Genomic DNA, 22,658 nt, shown 5'->3' with positions numbered 1-22,658 from the left:
TGCGCGCGCAAGGCTGCGCCTGCGCGACGCCCCACCCGCCATCCCTGTTTGCGGTTACTCGGCGGCGAAGAGCCGCTGCTGATAGGATTGGCTGAGGCTGACGGCCAGCCATTGCTCTTCAGGGTTGCGGGCGGCCTGATCGTCGGAGATTTCGACCTCGTCGATGCCGACGCGCAGGGCCGCGCGGAACTGATCGACCAGAACGTGGCCTTCGGCGCGGATGCGGCCCTTGTAGCCAAGCTGGCGCAGCTGGCGGGCGAGGCTGAAGCCGCGGCCGTCGGCGCTGGAGGCGAAGGGGATGACGACGAGCGACAGACGCTCGAACCACGGCACGATGTCGGCGGCATCCTGCGCGACATCGAGGCGGACGCCGAGCGGTTCCTCCTCGGGCAGGTCATGGCCGAGCCAGTAGGCATCGAAATCGAAGATGTGCCCGGTTGCGGGCCATGTCTCCGCCACGAAGCCGTCGCGGGTGATCAGCTGTGTCATGATGCTCTCCTTGCGCCTTCGGGCGTGAAATGAATGCCGCATTCGATCTTGTCCTGGCCGCGCCAGCGCCCGGCGCGGGCATCCTCGCCCTCGCCGACCTTGGATGTGCAGGGCATGCAGCCGATGGACGGGTAGCCTTCGGCGACCAGCGGGTGACGCGGCAGGTCGTGCGCCACCATGTAGGCGGCGATTTCCTTCGGACTCCATTCGGCCAGCGGGTTGACCTTGATGCGGCCGCCGCGTTCCTGCTCGAACAACGGCATGGCGACGCGGGTGCCGGCCTGGAAGCGCTTGCGGCCCGAAATGGACGCGGTGAAGTGCTGCAGCGCCCGCTCCAGCGGCTCGACCTTGCGCATGGTGCAGCAGGCATCGGGGTTGGAGAGGTGCAGCGCGCCGTAGGGATCGCGCTGTTTCAGCTCCGCCCGATCCTGCCGGATGCGGCGCACGTCGGTCAGGCCGAGCCACGCCGTCAGCTCCTCCTGGTAGGCGATGGTCTGGGGAAACAGCATCTCGGTGTCGATCAGCAGCACCGGCGTGTGCGGGTTGATCTCGGACACCATATGCAGGAGCACCGCGCTTTCGGCGCCGAAGGAAGACACCACGGCGATGCCGCCCGCGTAGAAGCGCAGCGCCGCGTGCAGCACATCCTGCGGCGGCGCGCCCTCGTAGCGGGCGTTGAGCGCCTCGACCGCGAGGTCGGGCTGGAACCTTATGCTCGGATCAAGCAGCATTTGCCTTGTTCTCCTCGCCATAGAGCGCGGTCTTGAAAGGGTCCGCGCCGGTGCGGCGGTAGGTTTGCAGGAAGGTTTCCTCCGCCGTTTCGCGGATTTCGAGATAGGTTTCGATCAGCCGTTCGACCGCCGGGACGATTTCGTCATACGCAAAGCCGTGGCCCGTGCGTTCGCCGATCGTCGCCGTCTCGGTGCCGTCGCCGCCCAGGGTGATCTGGTAGTTTTCCACCCCTGCGCGATCCAGCCCCAGAATGCCGATATGGCCGACATGGTGGTGGCCGCAGGCGTTGATGCAGCCGGAGATCTTGATCTTCAGCGGGCCGATATCGCGCTGGGCGTCGAGATCGGAGAACACTTCCGAGATCTGCTGGGCGATGGGGATGGAGCGGGCCGTGGCCAGCGCGCAGTAATCCATGCCCGGGCAGGCGATGATATCGGACACGAGGCCGATATTGGCCGTGGCGAGACCGGCTTCGCGCAGGGCGGCGTAGACGGCCGGGATATCGGCGCGGTGCACATGCGGCAGGATGACGTTCTGCTCGTGGGAGATGCGCAGCTCGTCGTGGCTGTACTTCTCCGCGAGGTCCGCGAGGGCGCGCATCTGCGCGCTAGTGGCATCGCCCGGCGTGCCGCCGATGGGTTTGATCGAGACCGACACGATGGCGTAGTTCGGCTGCTTGTGCGCCGTGACGTTGGTGTCGACGAAGCTTTTCAGGCCGGCTTCCAGCACCGGGGCGGGGGCTTCGCGGGTGTCCCATTCGGGCTCGGCGAAGCTCGCCTCAATGCGGGCGACGATGGCGGGATCGACATCAGGCAGGAGCCGGGACTGACGCTCGAAATTGGCTTCGATCTGTTCGCGCAGCTCCTCCAGCCCCGTTTCGTGCACGAGGATCTTGATGCGGGCCTTGTACTTGTTGTCGCGGCGGCCGGAGAGGTTGTAGACCTGCAGGATCGCTTCGAGATAGGCGAGCAGGTCGGCCTTCGGCAGGAAGTCGCGGACGACCTTGCCGATCATGGGCGTGCGGCCGAGGCCGCCGCCGATCACCACTTCGTAGCCCGGTTCTCCGGCTTCGTTGCGCACCATGCGCAGGCCGATGTCGTGCGCCTTGGTCACCGCGCGGTCATTCGGCGAGCCGGTGACGGCGACCTTGAACTTGCGCGGCAGGTAGGCGAATTCCGGGTGGTCGGTGGACCACTGGCGGATCAGCTCGGCCGTGGGGCGCGGATCCTCGATCTCATCGGCCGCGGCACCGGCGAAATGGTCGGCGGTGACGTTGCGGATGCAGTTGCCGCTGGTCTGGATGGCGTGCATTTCCACATCGGCCAGCGCTTCGAGGATGTCGGGCACATCCTTGAGTTTGGGCCAGTTGAACTGGATGTTCTGGCGGGTGGTGAAGTGGCCGTAGCCTTTATCCCACGTATCGGCGATGTAGGCGAGCTGGCGCATCTGGCGCGATTTCAGCGTGCCGTAGGGCACGGCGATGCGCAGCATGTAGGCGTGAAGCTGCAGGTAGAGGCCGTTCATCAGGCGCAGGGGCTTGAACTCGTCCTCCGTCAGCGAACCGTCGAGACGACGTTCCACCTGGCCACGGAATTCGGCAACGCGGGAGTGGACGAAATCGGCGTCGAAATTGGAATAATCGTACATGACTTAAAGCTCCGCCTGCTTGCCGTGGAAGTAGTTGGAAGGACCGCGCGTGCGGAACGCCTCCCGGAAGTGAACGGGCTGCGGGCCCTCTTCGGTGAGTTCGGCATCGGCGAGGTAGACGCCGACGATTTCCTGCGGGAAGGCGGAGGCTTGCGCCAGAAGCGCGTCCGCCGCCTCGGGTGTCTCGGCCACTGCGGCCTCTTCGTGCAGGCGCGTCCAGCCACCCTGGGCCGTGAAATAGACGACATCGCCTTCGAGAAGGTGGTTGCCCGTGGCAACCTTGGGAAGGAACTTCCGGGCCATCAGAGGGCCTCCTGCAATTTGAGTTCGGGCTCGCCGGCCATCGCCGCCGCTGCACGGGGGCTGAGGCCGAGGAAGAGCATGACGGGGCCCGCGGGCGCGGCGGCTTCGAGCGCGTCCGGCAGGTCGATGAGGGTGGTGGCGATCACGCGCTGGTCGGGGCGGGAGGCGTTCTCGATGGCCGTGACCGGCGCATCCTCCGCCGCACCGTGGATCATCAGGCGGCCGCGCAGGAAAGTGGCGGCCTTGACGCCCATGTAGATCGCGGCGACGGCACCGGGCTTGGCGAGATCACGCCAGTCCTGTTCGGCGAAGCCCTTCACGTCGTGGCCGGTGAGGATGCGGAACGAGGAATTGCGCCCGCGTTTGGTGAGGCTGGTCTTGATCGAGGCGGCGGCGGCGGCGGAGGAGGTGATGCCGGGCACGATATCGAAGGCGATGCCGGCGGCGTCGAGCGCGTCCATTTCCTCATCCAGCCGGCCGAAGATGCCGGGATCGCCGGATTTCAGGCGCACGACGTTGGAACCGCGACCGTGCTCTACCAGCAGGTCGTTGATGTCGTCCTGGCTCCACGAGGGGCCGTAGGGGATCTTGCCGACTTCGATAACGGTGGCTTCGCGCCGCGCGAGTTCCAGGATCGGGGCGGGCACCAGCCGGTCGTGGATCACGACCTCGGCCTCGTGCAGCAGGCGGCGGGCCTTGAGGGTGAGCAGTTCGGGGTCGCCCGGGCCGGTGCCGACAAGCCAGACATGGCCGGGCGCGGGGCGGGCGGCGAGTTCTTCGGCCAGCAACTCCTCCAACGCCAGTTCGGCGGCGCCGTCGCCATCCTTCAGCGCCTCGGGGCCGCGCTCGAAGTAGAAGCGAGTCCAGAAGTTGCGGCGTTTGCCGCCCATCGGCAGCACGTCGGCGCGCGGGCGGAAGGCCTGGCCGATGCGGGCGAGCAGGCCGAGCGAGGACGGCAGGCGCTCCTCCAGCTCCGCCTTGATCTTGCGGGCGAGGATCGGGGCGGCGCCTTCGGTGCCGATGGCGATGGTCACGGGGTCGCGGTCGACGATGGCGGGGGTTATGAACTGGCTGTCGTCGAGGTTGTCGACGATGTTGGTCAGCGCGCCCGCGGCCTTGCCGATGGCGACGGCGGCATCATCGAGCGCCTCGTCCTCATTCGCGGCGTAGAGCATCGCGGCGTCGTCGGCATCGCCGGCCTGCATCTGGCGGTCGAAATGGGCAAGCCGGCCCTCGCGCGCCCATTGCAGAACCTGCGCGGACGGATCAGTACCATAGACGGAAATCGCGGCTTCGGTCTTGAGCAGCAGACGCAGTTTCGCCACGGCGCACTCTCCCGCACCCGAGACAACGGCCCGGCGGCCGCGCAGGTTGAGGAAGACAGGGAAATGGCGCATGGCAGAATTCCTTTCGTCGTTACGCCAAAATATAGTCTATTTTCCTCAGATGTTGCGAGTGGGGCTTGCAGATAAGGAAATCATCCGCATAAGCTGGCCCAACCGGAACAAGTGTTCCGCATATGGGGGAATACCGGAATGGCCGCCGCGCTCGATGCTCTGGACAGGAAAATCCTTGCCGCACTGCAACAGGACGCCTCACGCTCGCTTGAGGAATTGGCCCGCGCGGTGGGCGGATCGAAGACGCCGGTGTGGAATCGCATCCGCAAGTTGCGGGAGGCGGGAATCATCCGCAAGGAGGTGGCGCTGCTGGATGCGGAGGCACTGGGGCTGGACGCATGTTTCTTCGTGCTGGTGCGCACCTCGGAGCACGATGCCGACTGGCTGCAGCGGTTCATGAACGCACTGCAGAACAGGCCCGAGGTGATCGAAGCACACCGGCTGGCCGGCGATATCGACTATATTCTCAAGGTCCGGGTGGCCAATGCCAAGGCATATGATGATTTCTACCGGGATCTGATCAAGGAAGTGTCGATCTTCAATGTCACCTCGCAACTGTCGATGGAGGAAATGAAGTCGACGACGGAACTGCCGCTGGAGTGACGCAGGCGCATCCTTCGCCCGTGTGGTTCCCCCGGTAACAGCTTTTGCCGACCGCAGGTGACACATTCCGCGCAGCAGCGAGGATATGTGCCATGCCGGTTCTGAAGTTCACCAAGCGAGACCTGCTCTACTGCCCGTTCCCGCAGGATGGGGATCTGGTGCGGGAGATCTACGCGATCCTGCAGAACGCGCAGGTGTCGGAGGACAACGTGCTGGTCGACGGGGACGATTTCGCCCGCGAACTGCGCTTTCACGGCTATTTCGAGCGGTTGTGGATCCTCTGCCACGGCGGCGACGGCAGCCTGCGCATCGGCAACACCGCCGGCGACAGTCGTATATCGGCGGCGGACCTGGCGGAGCGGCTGCTGGAGCTTGGGCTGAACACCGCGGTGCCGGAGATCATGGTCTGGTCGTGTTTCGGCGGCAAGGCCGGCGGGTTCGCGCAATCGCTGTGGCTGAATCTGCGGCGCTCTCTGCCGCATATCCGCGTGTCGGGTCTTGCCGGGATGACGGGCAGCATCGCCCCTGGCGGTGCGGCGCTGAAGGTGACGCGCATGGCCGGATACTTCGCCGGCAGCGGCGGTGACGAGGGCCTGCACCGGATGATCGACCTGTCCGAAATCATTACCTATCCGGGCGCACCCACGGTGTCTTTCGAGGTATGAGTCAGCCTTCTTCCGTGGCTTGCGCCGCGGCCAGGCGGGCGTAGGCGCCGCCGCGGGCGATCAGGTCGGCGTGCCGTCCTTCCTCGACGACGCGGCCCTCTTCCAGCACGATGATCTTGTCCGCGTCCCGTACCGTCGAGAGACGGTGGGCAATCATCAGGGTGGTGCGGCCTTCCGACAGCCGGGCGAGCGCGGCCTGAACAATGCCTTCGGAGCGTGTATCGAGCGCGGATGTCGGTTCATCCAACAGCAACAGCGGCGCATCGCGGAGGACGGCGCGGGCGATGGCGACGCGTTGTTTCTGACCGCCGGAGAGGGCGGAGCCGCGAGGGCCGACCAGGGTTTGCAGGCCCTTTGGCTGGCGGGCTGCGAATTCCGTGACGGAAGCGGTTTCCGCGGCCGCTTCGATTTCCGTTTCGCTGGCATCGAGACGGCCGAGGCGGATGTTCTCCGCTATCGTCTCGTCAAACAGCGCGGCATCCTGGCCAACCACGGCAAAGAGCGCGCGGAGGTCTTGGAGAGAGGCTTGGGCGACATCGACACCGCCGATGGTGACACCGCCGGACTGCTTGTCGATCAGGCGGGTCAGCAGGCCGAAGACGGTGCTCTTGCCTGCGCCGGAGGGGCCGACAAGGGCGGTGAGCTTGCCGGACTCGGCCGTGAAGCTGAGGCCATTCAGGATCGGCGTGTCGCCATAGGAAAAGGCGACGTTCTCGAAGCGGATTTCACCCGGCGCGATGGGCTGCGGCGCAGGTGGCGAGACGATCTCCGGTTCGGCATCCATGACCGCGTAGATCCGTTCCAGCGAGGCCGCGGCACCCTGCACCTGCCCGGAGACGGAGGAGAGGCGGCGCAGCGGGTCGAAGAGGAGGGCCATGGCGGTGAAGAAGCTCATGAAATCGCCGACGCTCTTGGTGCCCGCGAGGATTTCGCCGCCGCCGTAGAGCAGAACGCCGAGGAAGCCGAGCGCCGCGACGACATCAATCACGGCGGGCAGGGCGGCCTTGCCGGCTTCGGCCCGGATCTGGGAGGAAAGGAAGCCGTCAACTTCGCGCCCGAAACGTTGCGACTCGTGGTCCTCCAGCCGGTTGACCTTGATCGAGACGATGCCGTGGAAGATTTCGTCCAGCCGCGTGGAGATTGTGCCCGCCGCCTCGCGGGCCCGGCGGGAGGTGCCGCGGATCCATGTTTGCAGGCCTGCGAGTGGAAGCATGAGGACCGGCACGCCAATGAAGGCGAGCGCGGCCCAGACCCAATCTACCCATAGCATCACCGCGATCAGCGAGAGGATCGAGACGGTATCGCGGCCCAATGTCATCAGGGCGGCAGAGGCGGTGGCCTGCAGCGCCTGGGTATCGCCGCGCACCCGTTCGATCAACTGGCCCGGCGCATTGTCCTGGAAATAGCGGGCGTCCAGACCGAGAAGGTGGTCAAGCATGCGGGTTTGCAGCGCCGTCGTCACTTTCAGACCGACACTCATCACCAGCACGCGCTGGCCGAAGCCGGAGAGGGCGCGGAGGACGAAGATGCCGCCGATGGCGAAGGCGATCCAGCGGACGGACGCGGCATCGCCGGCGACGAACACTTCATCGAACAGGGGGCGGACCATGTAGCTCATCACGCCCAGAGCGCCGCCCTCGATCGTCATCAGCACGAGCGCCACCAGCAGTACCGGCCAGAAGCCGCGCACATGGGTACGCCAGAGACGCAGGAGCAGCGATGTGCCGCTGTCACTCACGGGCCAGCACCTTCTCGACGAGGAAATTGCCGAAGCCCTTGCCCTTCACCGGCTTCACCTCTGCCGGATCATAGACTTCCGCCAGCCAGCGCCGGAAGGGCAGGTCGCCGGTGGCCTGATAGGCCCCGTAATGGGCGATGAAAGCGTCGAGGATGCCGGTCTTGGCCTGCCGGATGTGCAGGTAGCGCAGCGAGAGTTCCCTTGCCGCTTCCTCTGCCGATGCGCCCTGATCGAGCAAAGCCATGGCGGCGGCAAGGCCCGCCCTGTCCGCGCCGGATTTGCAGTGAAGGAGGACGGGGCGCGGCGCGGCGTCCAGCGCCTCGATGTAGCGGAGGGCTTCCTCGCGTGTCGGCGGACGGCGGGAATAAAGGCGGGCGTTGAGAAGTTCCACCCCGGCTTCTTCCGCCACCTCCTTTTCCAGGAAGTAGGTTCCCCAGCCGCTTTCGCCACGCAGGTTGATGATTGATCGCATGCCCAGGTCGGCCAGTTCGCGAAGTCGCTTCGGCCCCGGCTGGTTGGCGCGCCAGATGCCGGGGGCGACCTCGTCATGGTTGCGCCAAAGAATGCGCAGGAAGCCGTGGTCGAACCACATCATGTCGAACCACGCCCGCTTGCGGGCGTTGGGCGAGGGCCATTCGGCGTTCCACTCCGCCTGCCAGTCGTTGTACCAGCGGCGGAACCGCTCCTTCAGTCCGGCCAAGGGGGCCTCCACGCTTGCTTTCCGCCCCGGATACGTGAGCGGGGTGAGGCTGGCAAGGCCCGCGCGGCACGCCCTGCTTGCGATGCGCAGGGCAAAAGTCCTATTGCTGCCATCAACGTCGCGCAGAGACGCGGCGAACAGCCGGAGCCTGAAAGATGACCGCCACACCGACACCGCGCCGCAACCTGAAGATCCTCGCCGCCATAGCGGCGGGTGCGCTGGCGTTGACGGCGGCAGGGTTCGGGATGGGGGTTCGCGGCCTCGACGTCCTGCTGCTGGCGGTCTATGCCTTTGCGGGCGTTGCATTTCTTGCGGCGGCGGTTCTGGACATGCGCACGGGCAAAATCGGAAATTTTCTGAACCTCGCCATCGTCCTGTCCTGCCTGCCGCTGGTTCTGCTGGGAGAGCGGACATTCGTCGGCTATGGCACCGGGCTGGTCGCCGGATTCCTTTGGGTGGTTGTGGCAGTGCTCGTGCAACTCGGCGGTGGCGGCTGGATCAAGCTGGCCGGGGCGCTGATCGTCTGGGCAGTGCCCTATGACCTGAAGATTGCGATCTACCTCCTTCCGGCGGCCATCGTGCTGAACTTCGTCGTGTTCCGTTTCGCGCGGCCGGATCTGCCGAAGATCCCGCTCGGGCCGGCCATCGGCACCGTCGGCGTGATCATGATCCTGTACCGGATCCTGCCCATTCTCGCAGCTCATACCTGATCCGGACTTGCGGTCAGGTGCCTGGCACAGCACAAAGGTCCGGACGAAAAGGAAAGCCTCATGCCTCTCAGACTTGCGACCTGGAACATCAACTCCGTGCGTCTGCGCGCGCCGATCGTGCTGGACCTTCTCAGCCGGCACGGGCCGGACATCCTGTGCCTGCAGGAGACGAAATCGCCGGTGGAGAAGATCCCGGCGGAGGTGTTTCAGGCGGCGGGGTATACCCACATGGTCGCACGTGGGCAGAAGGGCTACAACGGCGTCGCCATCTTGTCGCGGGTGCCGTTGGAGGATGCCGGTCACCGCGATTTCTGCGAGCGGGGCGACGCTCGCCATGTCGCCGCGCGGCTGGAGGACGGCACGCTGATCCACAATTTCTATGTGCCCGCCGGTGGCGATGAGCCGGACCGGGAGAAGAACATCAAGTTCGGCCACAAACTGGATTTCCTGTCCGAGATGCGCGACTGGTTCCACGGAGAGGCACCCAAACGCTCCATCCTCGTCGGCGATCTCAACATCGCCCCGCGCGAGGATGACGTATGGTCTCACAAGGCCCTGCTGAAGGTCGTCAGTCACACGCCGGTGGAGGTGGAGCAACTGGCCACGGTGCAGGACTCTGGCAACTGGGTGGACATCACGCGCAAGGACATCCCCGAAGGCCAGCTTTATTCATGGTGGTCCTATCGCGCGAAGGACTGGGACGCGGCAGACAAGGGGCGGCGGCTCGACCACATCTGGGCCACACCGGATATCGCCTCGGCCGCCGGCGCCAGCCATATCGCCCGAGACGTGCGCGGCTGGGAGAAGCCCTCCGACCACGCGCCCGTCTTCGCGACATTTGATCTGTGATCGATACCCGGCAAGAGGGGCTGGTCGGCTGGATCGTGCTGAACGATCCTGAACGGCACAACGCCCTGACCCGCGCGGCAATGTCGGCCGTTGCCGAGGCGCTGGAGGCGCATCGCGCGGCGGGTTGCCGGGCGGTTGTGCTGACAGGGCGGGGGCGCAGTTTCTCTGCCGGTGCGTCGCTGAAGGAAGTCGGCAGCGAGGACTGGACCGAAAACCCGCTGACGACGCTCGCCTCGACCATTGAGGCTTGCCCGCTGCCGGTGGTGGCGGCGTTGAACGGCGGCACATATGGCGGCGCCGTCGACATTGCGCTGGCCTGCGACTTTCGTCTGGGAGCGGAGGGAATGCGGCTGACGGTGCCAGCCGCGCGGCTGGGCATCCATTATCCGGCAGAGGGGCTGGCGCGGGCGGCGCGGCTGTTCGGCTTGCAGGTGGCGCGGCGGATCTTTCTCGCGGCGGAAAGCTTCCCGGCCGAGTCGCTGTTGACGCTCGGATTGGTCGAGAGCCTGCATCCAGTCGAGGAACTTGAACAGGCGGCGGGGGATTTCGCGGATCACCTGGCCGCGCTGGCGCCACTTGCCGTGCAAGGCATGAAGCAGACCCTGCGCGAGACGCTGGACGGATCGGCGGATGCCGGCAGGGTTCGCGGCCGGATCGCCGAATGCTTCGCTTCCGACGACCACCGGGAAGGGCTGGCAGCGCAGAAGGAAAAGCGAGCGCCGGAGTTCAGAGGCCGGTAACGAGCACCGAGGCTTCTGTGGGCTTCGCGGTGCGGCGCGCCAACGGCCACTGCGATGGGTTCTCCAGTTCGGGGAACAGGGCCACCACCTCGTCATGCTGCGCAGTGGTGACGCTGCCTTTCGACAGGGCAGCGGGATGGAAGCTCTCGGACCAGAGACCGTCTACCTGTACGATCTCGTGGCTGTCGAACAGCAGGTGGACATAAGTGCAAGGTTCGCACCCGGCGCGGCTGATGGTGCTGTCGTTGATCAGGTTGCAGGCCGCCGCCAGCAACTCGTCCTCGCCGTAGAGCGCCTGCGCCTGCCAGCCCTTCAGCAGGATGCGATGGTGCGGTGAAACCAAGGTAGCGGCGTGATCCCCCAGGGCGCCGGCGGCGATGCGGACCGGGCGGAGTTCCGGGAACTGGGCAAGCGTTTCCGCCGTCTGGTGGCTCTGGCCGATCCAACGCACCGGGAGAGGGCCACGATCGCGGGTGAGGACAGTGTCGCCCTCCCGCAGATCCTCGATCGGGCGCGGGCCGTCTGGCGTGGCAATCAGGCTGCCGGCGGTGAAACAGGCAGGCGTCACCTCGCCGCTGATGCGGCCGGAAACGTTCATCGAGCCGATGAACCCATCTTCCGAGAACAGGCGCACGGTGTAGGCGTAGTAAGTGAAGACATTGGTGGCGCCGCCGATCGTCTCCATCGGGTAGCGCACTGAATTGTCGATGAATTCCGCGCGCCAGCCTTCGGGAACATCAAAGTTGAAGGTATCGAAGCGCGCCGCCTCGGCATCCGGGGTGCCATCAGGCGCGCCCTCGTACCGTTGATAGCGGATGTAGTCGCCCTCCAGCGGATTCGAGGTCGCGTAGAGGCCGGACTGGAAAGAGCCGTCATAGTGAAAACTGGCGGCGTAGCGAAAGCTGTCGGCGATGACGATGTTGAGCGTGTCAAAGCTGGAGTCGGCATAGAAATCGAGCGTCGTGCCGAAGTCGTTGTAGTCGAAAGTAATGCTCATTCTCGCGCTCCCTCACTCCGTCGCGATCTTGGGCATCTCCCTTCTGTGATCAACCCGATTTCCGTCTCCGGCAGTTCTTTAGAAGCGCCTCGTGGCGGTTTTGCGGCGCGTTTGCACGCCCTGCAGCAAAATTCGTTGCGCCGCACAATCTATGGGTGAATTTGCCGGGCGGCAAACGCCGTCCGGCGTGCGCAAGCCCATATCAGCTGCGGATTCCCATCTTGCGGGCGGCGGCTTCTATGCTGAACATGCCGCGCGACAGGCCGGAGGCACGTTCCAGCGTGTCGAGACGTACAATCGTCTTCGCGCCGGTCTTCTCCGTCACCGTCCACTGCTTCAGGGCCGGGGGCTTGTTGGAGAACAGCAGAGTCATCGTGCCGTCTTTCGGCGCCTTCGGATCCTGCAGCACGACGGAGGTCTGACCGTTCTGGCTGGAGGCACCGCGTGAGAGGTTGCGCTCTGTCAGGTCGATCTGATCACGGAGCAGGAAGCGCAGCGGCGTAGCGCTGAGCGGGTATTTCTGCGCCCCGGCGTTCGACTTCGCGTCCAGCACGCCGACGTTGATGCCATCGGCGATCACCATGGCCTTGCCGCCATCGTATTCGAAGCGGATCAGGCCGGGCCGGGCGAGGTAGTACTGGCCAGTGGATTGTGACCCGTCCGAGTTTACCTGCGTGAAGCGGCCCTGGATGGTGCGAAGCTGGTTGAGATACTTGCTGACCTCGACGAGGACCTGATCCTGCGCGGCAGCGGCGGAACCGAACCCGGCAAACGGCAGGGCGGCGAGGGCGGTAATGAGGGTTCTGCGTTTCATGGCTCGAATATAGGGTGTTTCGGATGCCGGTGCCATGTGGAGCAGATCACGCTTTGGACAAGGCTGGGAAAGGATTGTGACGGCCTGTTACAGATGCTGCAGCGTGGCAGGGATGCCACGGGCGGGTTACCATACCATATCCATACCGAACCCATACGAAATCCATATAGGCGGGGCAGGGGGCCTGTTGCCGCGCTGCCACGCGATGGTGCCCGAAAGACTCACGCCTCCGGTACGAGGATTTCCCGCTTGCCGACGGAGTTGGCGGAGCTGACGACGCCCTCGTCCTCCATCTGCTCCACCAACCGGGCGGCCTTGTTGTAGCCGATGGCCAGCTTGCGCTGGATGTAGGAGGTGGAACACTTGCGGTCGCGGGCAACGATGGCCACGGCCTGATCGTAGAGCGCATCTTCGCCATTGGTGTTGCCGCCAAGGCCAAGGACCTGGTCGATGGCGCTTTCCTTCTCCGCTTCGGGTCCTTCGACGACCCCGGACACGTATTCGGGAACGCCCTGCAATTTCAGATGGTTGACGATTTCCTCCACCTCTTCGTCGCTGACGAAGGGGCCGTGGACACGGGTGATCTTGCCGCCACCGGCCATGTAGAGCATGTCGCCCATGCCGAGAAGCTGCTCCGCCCCCATTTCGCCGAGGATGGTGCGGCTATCGATCTTGGATGTGACCTGGAAGGAGATGCGCGTCGGGAAGTTGGCCTTGATCGTGCCGGTGATCACATCCACCGAAGGACGCTGGGTAGCCATGATCAGGTGGATGCCCGAAGCACGGGCCATCTGCGCAAGTCGTTGAATACAGGCCTCGATTTCCTTGCCCGCCACCATCATCAGGTCCGCCATCTCGTCCACGATAACGACGATGAACGGCATCTTTTCGGGCGCGTACTCCTCCGTCTCGAAGATCGGTTCGCCGGTGGCGTCGTCGAATCCGGTCTGCACCGTCCGCGTGAACGCTTCGCCCTTTGAAAGTGCCTCCTCGACGCGGCCGTTGTAGCCGTCGATGTTGCGCACGCCCATCTTGGACATCTTGCGGTAGCGTTCCTCCATCTCCGCCACGGTCCATTTCAGCGCCACCACGGCCTTTTTCGGATCGGTGACAACCGGGCTGAGGAGATGGGGAATGCCGTCGTAGACGGAGAGTTCCAGCATCTTCGGGTCGATCATGATCAGACGGCATTCGTCAGGCCGAAGCTTGTAAAGCAGGCTGAGGATCATGGTGTTGATGGCAACCGATTTGCCCGAGCCGGTGGTGCCCGCGATCAACAGATGCGGCATCCGTGCGAGGTTGGCGACCACCGGTTCGCCGCCGATATCCTTGCCGAGCGCCAGCGGCAGGGTGTGGCTGCTGTCACCGTAACTCTTGACCGACAGGATCTCCCGCAGGATGACCTTCTCCCTGAATTCATTGGGCAATTCGATCCCGATGACGCTTCGACCCGGAATGGTGGAGACACGGGCGGCGAGGGCGGACATCGAGCGGGCGATATCGTCGGCTAGGCCGATGACACGGCTGGCCTTCAAGCCGGCGGCGGGTTCGAGTTCGTAGAGTGTGACCACGGGGCCGGGGCGGACGGCAACGATCTCGCCCTTGATGCCGTAATCGTCGAGGACCGTTTCCAGCATCCGGGCGTTGGCTTCCAACGCTTCGTCCGAGAGGTGGGCGCGCTGGATTTCGACGGGGTTCTGCAACAGCGACAGGGGTGGCATGTCGTAGGCCTCGGTGGATTTCTCCTCCAGCGCGAGGCTCGGCTGTTCCTCGGCGCGGGCGCGGTTGCTCTTGGCCGCCGGTCGCCGCTCCGGGTGCTTGACCACGGGTTCCGGCCGCTGCGGCGGGGGCGGCGGCGCGGTGGCGGGAAGGTCTTCCTCATAGGGTTCGTAGACCTCCCCGGCATCGTAGGCGGCGGCGTCCTCTGCCGGCCGGACCTGAGGCTCGTCGCGTCGGATTCGCAGGGCAGGCGCCGGTGGCGAAACGCCATCGCTTTCGCGGCTGACGCCGCCGAGACGCGGCAATGTCCGCTCCACCTCTGGCACTGTGTCGCCTTCCGGTGCGGGAGATCCGGAGCTTGTGCGCGCACGCACGGCTGCGGAAATACGCGCCATCACCCGGTCATCGTCGGCCGGATCGCTGGATGGGAGGGAGATTTCACTTTCTTCTTCAAGACGTTCGGAGAAGGCTGCATTGGCGACGGCGGCCTTTTCCTCCCTTGCGTGCCGCGCACGTTCGCGGGCGTCACGCTGCATTGAGCGGGCCTGGCGGGCACCGGCGACAGTCTGGCGCGATGCGATGGCTGTGCCGGCGACGATGCCGTGGAAACCGACGAGAGCCCCGTGGCGCATGAACCGCAGGATGGCGCGGAATTCCGGCCAGTTGACGCCGAGCGAGACAAGAGCGAGTGCGACGAACGCGATGGCAAGGACGATGGTGGCAACCAGAAGCGCACCGCCGAGCGGCAACGGGATGATGCCGAGCAGGGCGGCGAGCACGCTGTCACCCAGTACACCGCCAAGCCCGTAACTGTGCGGCCAGCCTGAGAATGGCACATGCGCGGCGGCAAAGACGGCAGCGATGGCAATGGCGATGGGCAGCAGGATCATGCGGCTGATGACCCGTTCGTCGCCTTTGTGCAGGATCAGCCTGGTTCCCCAGACGATGAGCGCAACGGGCAAGCCATAGGCTGCCCAGCCGAGAGCGCGGTAGAGTGGATCGGCGAGCGATGCGCCAACGAGACCAAGTGCATTGCGCGGTGGGGCATCGGTGGCGCTGAAGATGCTGGGATCTTCAGGTGTATAGGTCCACAACAGCGCGAAAATGGCGAGCCCGAGCACGAACAGGCAAAGCCCCGCGAGTTCAAACCCGCGGCGACGAAGGGCGGCCTCCGTCTTCGACTCGACGAGTTTGGTGCGTCCGGAGCTGCGGTTACGCTCACGCGGGCGACTCCGTTCCTTTACGGGTTTCTTCTTTGCCGGTTTGCGTGGTGCCCTTGCCATCTAGTTCCGTCCCAACACGTCTTTTATCGCTGTCAGCCCCCGCCTCACCTCTTCCGCCGGGGCGACGAGTGCCGCGCGGATGAATTCCTTGCCGGGGTTGGTGCTGCCGTCCGCGGGATCACGCGAAAGATAGGCACCGGGAAGAACCCTTACACCGGCTTCGCGCCATAGCGCCAGCGTCGCCGCCTCACCGTCAGGCACTCTGAACCACAGGAAGAACCCGGCCTCGGGCGAATAGTATCCGGGCGTGTTGCCCAGTATCTCATCCGCAAGGGTAAATTTTTCATGATAGAGCGCGCGGCTTTCGCGGACATGCGCCTCGTCACGCCAGACGGCAATGGCTGCGTGTTGCAGTGGCAGAGGCAACGGCGCGCCGGCATAATTGCGTAATTGCTTGAGGGCTGCGATGGTTTTCGGCCCGCCGGCGGCAAAGCCGGAGCGGAGACCGGCGAGGTTCGAACGCTTGGACAGTGAGTGGAAGATCAGCACTCTTTCAGGGTCGACGCCCATCTTCTGCGCGGTTTCCAATGCCCCGGTGGGGGGCGTATCTCGATAAATCTCGGAATAGCATTCGTCGGCGAAGACCCGGAAGTCATGGCGTTCGGCGAGGGCGATCAACCCCTGCCAGTAGGCGGCGTCGGCTGTCGCGCCCTGCGGATTGGAGGGCGAACACATATAAACGATGGCGGTGCGGTCCAGCAATGCGGGATCCAGTGACGCGAAATCGGGCAGGAAGCCGGTGGCTGCGGTAGCGGAGACATAGACCGGCTCCGCCCCTGCTGCCAAGGCCGCGACGGCGTAGCACTGATAGAAAGGGTTTGGCAGGAGGACGGCAGGGCGCTGGCCCGCCTTTTCCTCCGGGCAGAGGGCGATGGCGGCGTTGAACAACCCCTCACGCGTGCCATTCAGGGGGAAGACGTGGCTGTCGGGTGTGATTCCGTTCAGGCCGTAGCGGGCCGTAACCCAGTCAGCGATAGCCTCTCGCAGCTGCGGCAAGCCGTCATTGGGTGGGTATCGCGAGAAGCCTGCGCTCTCGCGGGCAATGATTTCCGTTACGAAATCCGGGAAGGCATGGCGGGGTTCGCCGATGGACATGGCGATTTCCGGCGCGCCCGGCTCAACCCCGTTCAGGAGGGTGCGCAGGCGGGGAAAGGCGTATTCCGGAAGATCCGAAAACCGCTGGGGATGGTTCATTGCATGCCTCACAACACAGGGCTTCGCCCTTTTTTGCGGCAGATTATAGGTGCGGGCACGGGGCGTCCAGCCTTGGCTGACCGGGAGGTTGCGGGTGTGGCGGATGCGATGCGCGCAGCTTCAGGCAGCGAGAGCCCGTTCCATCGCCGCACCGATCCGGAGGAGGAGCCGCGTCCGCTCCGGGGGAACAAGGGCCATGATACCGCAATGCGGCGTGCCGGTGGGAAGTGTCAGCGCGGCGGAGCCCATGAGGCTGCCGACGCGGGTGTTGCGGAGTGCGAGGAGGTTGTTTTCGACGAAATAGTCATCCTCGGCGATCAGTTTTTGGGCGTTGGGTGGCAGGATCGGGGCGGTGGGCAGGAGAACTGCATCAAATCCGGCCGTCCGTGCATGGTAATCTGCGCGCAGGGCGTCAAGCTTCAGCCACGCGGCAATGAAATCGGCGCCGCTGTGCTGGGCGCCGGCGCGGAACCGGGCGAGCACGCGCGGATCCATCGCATCCGGGTTCGCCTCGATTTCCGTGCGCCATGTGGCATAGGCCTCGGTGGTGTAGAGCACGCCCGCGAGAGGCATGGCTTCCTCGACCGATGGGAGGCTGGCGGTTTCAATGGTGACGCCTGCGGCGGACAGACGGGACAACGCGGATTCGAAGGCGGCGACCGGGGCGTCATCGACCGGTTTGATGCTGTTGCCTTCCAGCGCCAGAACGCGCAGGCCGGCAAGGGACGCGCCGGCAAGGTCGGTTGCCGGACGGTTGGCAAGAACTGCATAGAGCAGGGCCGCATCCTCGACCGTGTGGCAGAGGGGGCCCACGGTGTCGAAGCGGGCGGCGAGGGGGACTGTGCCGATGGCGGACAGATCGCCGGAAGCTGTTTTGAGGCCGACCAGATCGTTCCAGACGGCGGGAATGCGCACGGAGCCGCCTGTATCCGAGCCGATACCGGCCGCAGCGAGGCCGAGGGCAGTGGATACAGCGGCACCGGAGGACGAGCCGCCGGGTGCGAGTTCAGGGGCGATGGCGTTGGGCGGTGTCGCGGTGCGGATGTTGATGCCGAGACCGGAAAAGGCAAGTTCGGTCTGGTGCGTCTTGCCGAGGCAGACGAGACCGGCGCCGGCCGCGTTCCGAAGTACTTCCGCATCACGCACGGGCGTGCGGCCCTTGAGCAGGAGCGAGCCGCTTTCGGTGGCGACACCGGCAGTGTCGAACAGGTCTTTCCAGCTGACGGGGACGCCGTCGAGCGGACCCTTTCGGGTGCCGTTCCTGGCGCGGTGGGCGGCGGCGGCCGCTTCTGCGCGGGCACGTTCGGGCATCGTGCGGGCGTAGATGCGGTGGCTGTCAGGATGGTTGGCGATGGCTTCGAGAAAGGCTTCCGTCAGTTCGACAGGGTCGATCCGACCTTTGCCAATTTCCCGACCGAGTTCCGCCGCGCTGGCCTTCAGATCCATCCTTTGCCCTCCTGACCTGTGACATTCTGGCGGACGGTAGACCCTCGTTCGGGCATGGACAATCGGAATGCGCGGATCATACTGATCTGCATGGAAATTGAGCATGATGTCCTGATTGTCGGAGCCGGCCTGAACGGACCAGCACTGGCGCTGGCGCTGGCCGGAGGTGGCTTGCAAGTGGCGCTTGTGGACAGCGGTTCGCTGGCAGTGATGGCCGAGCCGCACTTCGACGGGCGGGCCTATGCACTGGCACATTCCACGGGGCGGATGCTGCAGGCAATGGGTATCTGGGAGGACGTGCAGGACGAGGCCGAGCCAATACTCGATATCAGGGTGAGCGACGGACGGGCAGGCGAAGGAGCCTCGCCACTGTTTCTGCATTTCGATCACAGGGAAATCGACGAGGGGCCGATGGGGCATTTGCTGGAGGACCGGTACCTGCGCAACGCCTTGCTGGCGCGGGTACAGGCCGAAGACCGGATCACGCTGATACCGGAGGCGGAGGTGGCCGATCAGGCGGTTTCTTCTGGTGCGGTGAGCGTGACGCTGACGGACGGGCGGGTGCTGACGGCACGTTTGCTGGTGGGCAGTGACGGCCGCGCCTCGAGTGTGGCGGCGCGGGCGGGTATCCGGCGGACCGAGTGGGATTATGGGCAGATGAGCCTGGTTGCCGCGATCGCCCACGAAAAGCCGCATCACGGCTGTGCGCATCAGTTCTTCATGCCGGAGGGCCCGCTGGCGATCCTGCCGCTGCCGGGCAACCGCAGCAGCATCGTCTGGACCGAACGCACAGTTCAGGCGCAGGCGTGCATGGTACTGGATGACCAAGCGTTTCTGGAGGCGCTGCGGCCACGTTTCGGTGCGCACCTTGGGGAAATCTCGCTGGCCGGTGACCGGTACTCCTATCCGCTTGGACTGTCGCTGGCACAAAGCCTGATCGCGGAGCGGGTGGCTCTGACCGGCGATGCGGCACACGGAATTCACCCGCTTGCGGGACAGGGGCTGAACCTTGGACTGAGGGATGTCGCCGCGCTGGCCGAGGTGCTGATCGAGGCAAGGAGGCGCGGTGAGGATATCGGCGCGAAGCCGGTGCTGGAGCGCTACCGACGGTGGCGCGGCTTCGACATCGCGGCGCTGGCAATGGCGACGGACGGAATCAACAGGGTTTTCAGCAACGACAATCCGCTGATGCGTCTCGGCCGCGACCTGGCGCTTGGCGCGATCAATGCCGCGCCGACACTGCGCCGCCACCTGATCCGTGAAGCGGCGGGACTTACAGGAGATTTGCCGCGCCTGTTGCAGGGGCGGCCTATCTGATCGGTCTCAGAGGATGAAATCGCCGGACGTGAGCGCGCCGAAGGCATCATTGATGGTCAGCAGGCCGTTGCCTCCGAGAGCAGTGAGATCGATGGTTGCGTGGCCCGTGCCGGCATTGCCGCCGATGGACGAAGACAAGGCCGCGAAGCTGACGATGCCGTAGGCCGTGAGGTCTATCCGGTCCAGTTGGAGGTCGAAATCGGCAATCCGGTCCGAGCCGGCGTTGAGGCCGAAGACGAAGACATCGGAGCCGATGCCACTGACGAGGAAGTCATCGCCTTGACCGCCATCGAGGACGTCGTCGCCGCCGAAGCCCTTCAACGTGTCCCTTCCTGCGCCGCCGGAGAGGATATCGTTGCCGCCGCCGGCACGGACGTCGTCATTGCCGTTGCCGCCCTGAAGGAAATCGTTACCGCCGGAGCCAATGACGATATCATTACCCGCGCCGCCTGAGACGGTATCGGCCCCGCCGCCGCCGTTGAGCGTGTCCGCCTGTGCGCCGCCGAGAATCGTATCTCTGCCGTGGCCACCGAAAACCGTACCGGTTACCGTACCACCGCCGGAGCCATCGTAGAGGTCGTTGCCACCGTCGAGAGAGACATTTCCGACGAGCGTGCCTGTGTTTACCACGACATTCGCGCTGTCACCGCCCTGCATAGCGCGGGGGCCTGAGGTGGCGCTGATCGTGCCGGAATTGATGAGGCTGTTGCCGGTGGCGTTGTCGGCGAAGACAATGGCGTCGGTTCCGCCGGTGATTGTGCCGGCATTGGTAATCGTGGCGCCGGTGGAACCGGAATCGACAGAGATCGCCACCGCAGTGCTGATGATTGTGCCGGAGTTGGCGATGATGGTGTCGTCGCTGGCGACGGCAATGGCGTCGGCACTGACGGAGGTAATTGTGCCCGCATTAAACAGGCTCGAACCGGGTCCGTTGAAGACGATGGCTTCTGCAGCCGTGCCGGTGATCGTGCCGAAGTTCTGGACCGCTATTTCGAAGTAGTTCAGATACATGCCTTCCTGACCACCGGTGACGGTCCCGGTACTCTCCACGATCACATGATGGCTGTTGAGGGCGAATTCGGCCGGAGAATCGATGCCGCGGTCGGCCACGTCGATCGTGCCGGCGACGATCAGGGTGCCATCGAACCAAGAGCTGAATGTAAAACCGTAGAAGACCGAGTCCGTGCCGGTCAGAGACTGGCCGACGGGCAACAGCCATGTCTGGTTGCTGGCGGTTGCAAAACCGAAGTCCGATGATGCGGGAATGGGCGTAATGGGCATGTGCTTTCCTCACTTTCCGGAACGCTGGTGAAATGATCCACTACAGCGTACTCCGAAACGGCAAGAGCACTATGAAAAATGCCACATCCGGCAGGCTTCCTGCTCAGTCTTCCAGCCTGCGGGCCTCGTCCACCAGCATGACCGGGATGCCGTTGCGGATCGGGTACGCGAGGCCTGCACCTTTGGAGACGAGTTCCTGCGCATCGGAATTGAAGGTGAGCATGCCGCGGGTGACGGGGCAGACGAGGCTGTCGAGCAGCTTGCGATCCACCTTCAGGCCTCGGGAATGGGGTTCGTCCGTCATTGCAGGGCTCCTTCCTCATCGCCGCCGCGCAGGGCGAACTCCATCAGGGTGACGAGGGTTTCGCGGCGGGTTTCCAGCGTGGGTGCCTCCAGCAGCGCCTGTTTCTCTTCCGGATCGAATGGACAGAGCATGGAAAGGGAGTTGATCAGCAGTTCCTCGTCCGCCTCCCGCAGGTTGTCCCAATCCGACTGCAGCTGCGCCGTCTCGAAGAACCGCTGAAGCACCGAAAGAAATGCGGGGCGGTCGAAGCCATCGTCGAACTCAGCCTTGCCGAGATCCCGCTCAAAGCTCGTCCAGTTGACGTCGGCCCGTAAGTAGGGCGTGAAGCCCTCTTTCTTTGCACCAAGGCGGAAACGGCTGACACCGGTGAGGGTAATCATGTAGCGCCCGTCCTCGGTTTCCTGAAAGCCGGTGACGCGCCCGGCGCAGCCGATCTGGTGGAGGCGGCTGTTTCCCTGCCCCTCCGGCACCTGGATAGGCTGCACCATTCCGATCAACCGTTCCGGCGTTTTCAGTGCATCTTCGAGCATTGCGAGGTATCGCGGCTCGAAGATGTTGAGCGGTAGCCGGGAACGGGGCAGCAAGAGCGCCCCGGGCAGCGGGAATACAGGTATGGTCGCGGGCAGGTCCGCCAGCGTGAATGACTTCACCATGAAAAGCCTTTCCCCTTTGGCCTTTACCTATTGCGGCTGATGTTTTTTTCTAATCGTTTTTTCGCGGTGGAACGCTGTGGTCCGATTGGGGACGTCGATCTGCCCTGAGCCGACCGTAAACGGAGGGTGTCAGGCGAAGATCATCGAGGAAAGGCGGCGGCGGCCCTTCTGAGCGAGGGGGTCTTTCGGGCCGAGCATGTCGAATAGTTTGAAGAGCTGGGTCTTGGCAGCCTCCTCGTTCCATTCCCTATCCTTTGCGAAGAGCGCGAGCAGCGTGTCAACGGCGCTCTCGTGATCCTTCGATCCGATCTGGGCCATGGCGAGGTCGAGCCTTGCCTGCAGATCTTCCGGATCGGCTTCGACCTTCGCCTTCAGCTCGGTCACTTCACCGGCTTCGGCGGCACTCTCGGCAAGATCCAGTTCAGCGTAGACGGCGGTAACCGCAGGGTCGCTGCGCATCTTGTCTGACGCGCTGTCGAGCAGGGCGCGGGCCTGAACGGCATCGTTCATGGCGATGTGGCAGCGGGCGAGACCGGCAAGGCTGGCGGCGTTTTCAGGCTCCTCGCCAAGTATGGCGGCAAAGGTCTGGGCGGCGTCGGCCACCGCACCTTCGGACAGCATTTCCTCGGCGGCGGTAATTGCCTCGGCAAGGCCGCCGTCACCGGCGGGGCTCATCTGCACCAGCTTGTCGATGAAATTCCTGATCTCACTCGCGGGCTGCGCGCCCATGAATCCGTCGACAGGCTGACCACCAACGAAGCCGAAGACGGCAGGGATTGACTGGACACGCATCTGAGCAGCGATCTGCTGGTTCTGGTCGACATCGACCTTGACCATCTTCACCTTGCCTTTCGCAGCCTTTACCGCCTCTTCAAGAGCAGGGCCGAGGGTCTTGCAGGGGCCGCACCACGGGGCCCAGAAATCGACGATGACCGGAACCTCCATCGAAGCTTCGACCACATCGGCCATGAAGGTGGCCTCGGTTGTTTCCTTGATCAGGTCGTCCGAGGGGGCGGCAGCTGTGTTCTGACCGAATTCCAACATGGGGTTTCCTCTGTGTCTTGTCTGAGATCCATA

The 22,658-nt window shown here is 64.6% G+C and carries 22 protein-coding genes; 6 read left to right on the top strand and 16 right to left on the bottom strand.

The window, feature by feature from the left end; genetic code table 11:
• Window positions 1–54: 54 nt before the first annotated feature.
• From GO499_RS15050 to cysG, 5 genes are read right to left on the bottom strand one after another with little or no spacing between them, the layout of a single operon-like run.
• Window positions 55–489, bottom strand: coding sequence for a DUF934 domain-containing protein (locus GO499_RS15050; RefSeq protein WP_161862946.1), 435 nt, complete (start codon window positions 487–489; stop codon window positions 55–57).
• On the bottom strand, window positions 486–1,220 hold the full coding sequence (locus tag GO499_RS15045) for a phosphoadenylyl-sulfate reductase (protein WP_284154766.1): 735 nt from the start codon (window positions 1,218–1,220) through the stop codon (window positions 486–488). Before GO499_RS15045 ends, GO499_RS15050 begins: the two co-directional genes overlap by 4 nt.
• Window positions 1,210–2,868 (bottom strand): nitrite/sulfite reductase, encoded by a 1,659-nt coding sequence (locus GO499_RS15040; protein WP_161862944.1) that lies wholly within the window; start codon window positions 2,866–2,868, stop codon window positions 1,210–1,212. The genes GO499_RS15045 and GO499_RS15040 overlap by 11 nt, the downstream gene beginning before the upstream one ends.
• Before the next feature lie 3 nt (window positions 2,869–2,871).
• A complete protein-coding gene (locus GO499_RS15035) occupies window positions 2,872–3,171 on the bottom strand; it encodes a DUF2849 domain-containing protein (RefSeq protein ID WP_161862943.1) in 300 nt (99 codons plus the stop codon).
• Complete coding sequence (cysG, locus tag GO499_RS15030; protein ID WP_161862942.1) at window positions 3,171–4,568, bottom strand: siroheme synthase CysG; 1,398 nt, start codon at window positions 4,566–4,568, stop codon at window positions 3,171–3,173. Before cysG ends, GO499_RS15035 begins: the two co-directional genes overlap by 1 nt.
• A gap of 138 nt (window positions 4,569–4,706) precedes the next feature.
• Between cysG and GO499_RS15025 the strand changes: the two genes are divergently transcribed.
• Both GO499_RS15025 and GO499_RS15020 read left to right on the top strand, forming a co-directional pair.
• The gene (locus GO499_RS15025) at window positions 4,707–5,171 is read left to right on the top strand and encodes an Lrp/AsnC family transcriptional regulator (protein WP_161862941.1); all 465 of its coding nucleotides are present in this window, start codon (window positions 4,707–4,709) and stop codon (window positions 5,169–5,171) included.
• Window positions 5,172–5,263: 92 nt separating this feature from the next.
• Window positions 5,264–5,836: a DUF4347 domain-containing protein gene (locus tag GO499_RS15020; RefSeq protein WP_161862940.1), complete on the top strand. Its 573-nt coding sequence runs from the start codon at window positions 5,264–5,266 to the stop codon at window positions 5,834–5,836.
• A 1-nt stretch (window position 5,837) separates the two neighbouring features.
• Here the strand turns inward: GO499_RS15020 and GO499_RS15015 are convergent, their stop codons facing one another.
• The gene (locus tag GO499_RS15015; RefSeq protein ID WP_284154765.1) at window positions 5,838–7,574 is read right to left on the bottom strand and encodes an ABC transporter ATP-binding protein; all 1,737 of its coding nucleotides are present in this window, start codon (window positions 7,572–7,574) and stop codon (window positions 5,838–5,840) included.
• Complete coding sequence (locus tag GO499_RS15010) at window positions 7,567–8,274, bottom strand: fused DSP-PTPase phosphatase/NAD kinase-like protein (RefSeq protein WP_161862939.1); 708 nt, start codon at window positions 8,272–8,274, stop codon at window positions 7,567–7,569. The genes GO499_RS15015 and GO499_RS15010 overlap by 8 nt, the downstream gene beginning before the upstream one ends.
• 155 nt (window positions 8,275–8,429) lie before the next feature.
• Between GO499_RS15010 and GO499_RS15005 the strand changes: the two genes are divergently transcribed.
• From GO499_RS15005 to GO499_RS14995, 3 genes are read left to right on the top strand one after another with little or no spacing between them, the layout of a single operon-like run.
• Entirely contained in the window at window positions 8,430–8,984 is a 555-nt protein-coding gene (locus GO499_RS15005) for a hypothetical protein (protein ID WP_161862938.1), read from the top strand.
• Window positions 8,985–9,044: 60 nt separating this feature from the next.
• A complete protein-coding gene (gene xth, locus GO499_RS15000) occupies window positions 9,045–9,833 on the top strand; it encodes an exodeoxyribonuclease III (protein ID WP_161862937.1) in 789 nt (262 codons plus the stop codon).
• Window positions 9,830–10,573, top strand: coding sequence for an enoyl-CoA hydratase/isomerase family protein (locus GO499_RS14995; RefSeq protein ID WP_161862936.1), 744 nt, complete (start codon window positions 9,830–9,832; stop codon window positions 10,571–10,573). The genes xth and GO499_RS14995 overlap by 4 nt, the downstream gene beginning before the upstream one ends.
• Here GO499_RS14995 and GO499_RS14990 read toward each other — a convergent pair.
• From GO499_RS14990 to GO499_RS14970, 5 genes are all read right to left on the bottom strand, one after another.
• The gene (locus tag GO499_RS14990; RefSeq protein WP_161862935.1) at window positions 10,560–11,570 is read right to left on the bottom strand and encodes a Hint domain-containing protein; all 1,011 of its coding nucleotides are present in this window, start codon (window positions 11,568–11,570) and stop codon (window positions 10,560–10,562) included. The two genes, GO499_RS14995 and GO499_RS14990, sit on opposite strands and share 14 nt — an antisense overlap.
• Window positions 11,571–11,772: 202 nt before the next feature.
• A complete protein-coding gene (locus GO499_RS14985) occupies window positions 11,773–12,384 on the bottom strand; it encodes a LolA family protein (protein ID WP_284154764.1) in 612 nt (203 codons plus the stop codon).
• A gap of 221 nt (window positions 12,385–12,605) precedes the next feature.
• Window positions 12,606–15,386 carry a DNA translocase FtsK gene (locus GO499_RS14980; protein WP_161862933.1) on the bottom strand — a complete coding sequence of 927 codons (2,781 nt, stop codon included), beginning with the start codon at window positions 15,384–15,386 and terminating at the stop codon, window positions 12,606–12,608.
• Window positions 15,387–16,580 carry an aminotransferase class I/II-fold pyridoxal phosphate-dependent enzyme gene (locus tag GO499_RS14975; protein ID WP_161862932.1) on the bottom strand — a complete coding sequence of 398 codons (1,194 nt, stop codon included), beginning with the start codon at window positions 16,578–16,580 and terminating at the stop codon, window positions 15,387–15,389.
• A 120-nt stretch (window positions 16,581–16,700) separates the two neighbouring features.
• The gene (locus GO499_RS14970) at window positions 16,701–18,026 is read right to left on the bottom strand and encodes an amidase (RefSeq protein ID WP_161862931.1); all 1,326 of its coding nucleotides are present in this window, start codon (window positions 18,024–18,026) and stop codon (window positions 16,701–16,703) included.
• Between the two features lie 54 nt (window positions 18,027–18,080).
• On the opposite strand from GO499_RS14970, the gene GO499_RS14965 reads away from it, so the two are divergent.
• Window positions 18,081–19,343 (top strand): FAD-dependent monooxygenase, encoded by a 1,263-nt coding sequence (locus GO499_RS14965; protein ID WP_284154763.1) that lies wholly within the window; start codon window positions 18,081–18,083, stop codon window positions 19,341–19,343.
• A gap of 6 nt (window positions 19,344–19,349) precedes the next feature.
• Here the strand turns inward: GO499_RS14965 and GO499_RS14960 are convergent, their stop codons facing one another.
• From GO499_RS14960 to trxA, 4 genes are all read right to left on the bottom strand, one after another.
• Window positions 19,350–20,624, bottom strand: coding sequence for a calcium-binding protein (locus GO499_RS14960; protein WP_161862930.1), 1,275 nt, complete (start codon window positions 20,622–20,624; stop codon window positions 19,350–19,352).
• A gap of 103 nt (window positions 20,625–20,727) precedes the next feature.
• Window positions 20,728–20,928, bottom strand: coding sequence for a Trm112 family protein (locus GO499_RS14955; RefSeq protein ID WP_161862929.1), 201 nt, complete (start codon window positions 20,926–20,928; stop codon window positions 20,728–20,730).
• Window positions 20,925–21,581 carry an LON peptidase substrate-binding domain-containing protein gene (locus tag GO499_RS14950; protein ID WP_161862928.1) on the bottom strand — a complete coding sequence of 219 codons (657 nt, stop codon included), beginning with the start codon at window positions 21,579–21,581 and terminating at the stop codon, window positions 20,925–20,927. Before GO499_RS14950 ends, GO499_RS14955 begins: the two co-directional genes overlap by 4 nt.
• 129 nt (window positions 21,582–21,710) lie before the next feature.
• Entirely contained in the window at window positions 21,711–22,625 is a 915-nt protein-coding gene (gene trxA / locus GO499_RS14945; protein WP_161862927.1) for a thioredoxin, read from the bottom strand.
• Window positions 22,626–22,658: the final 33 nt, after the last annotated feature.

It is taken from the genome of Algicella marina (assembly GCF_009931615.1).
Lineage (GTDB): Bacteria > Pseudomonadota > Alphaproteobacteria > Rhodobacterales > Rhodobacteraceae > Algicella > Algicella marina.
This window is presented reverse-complemented; position numbering and strand designations above follow the sequence as displayed.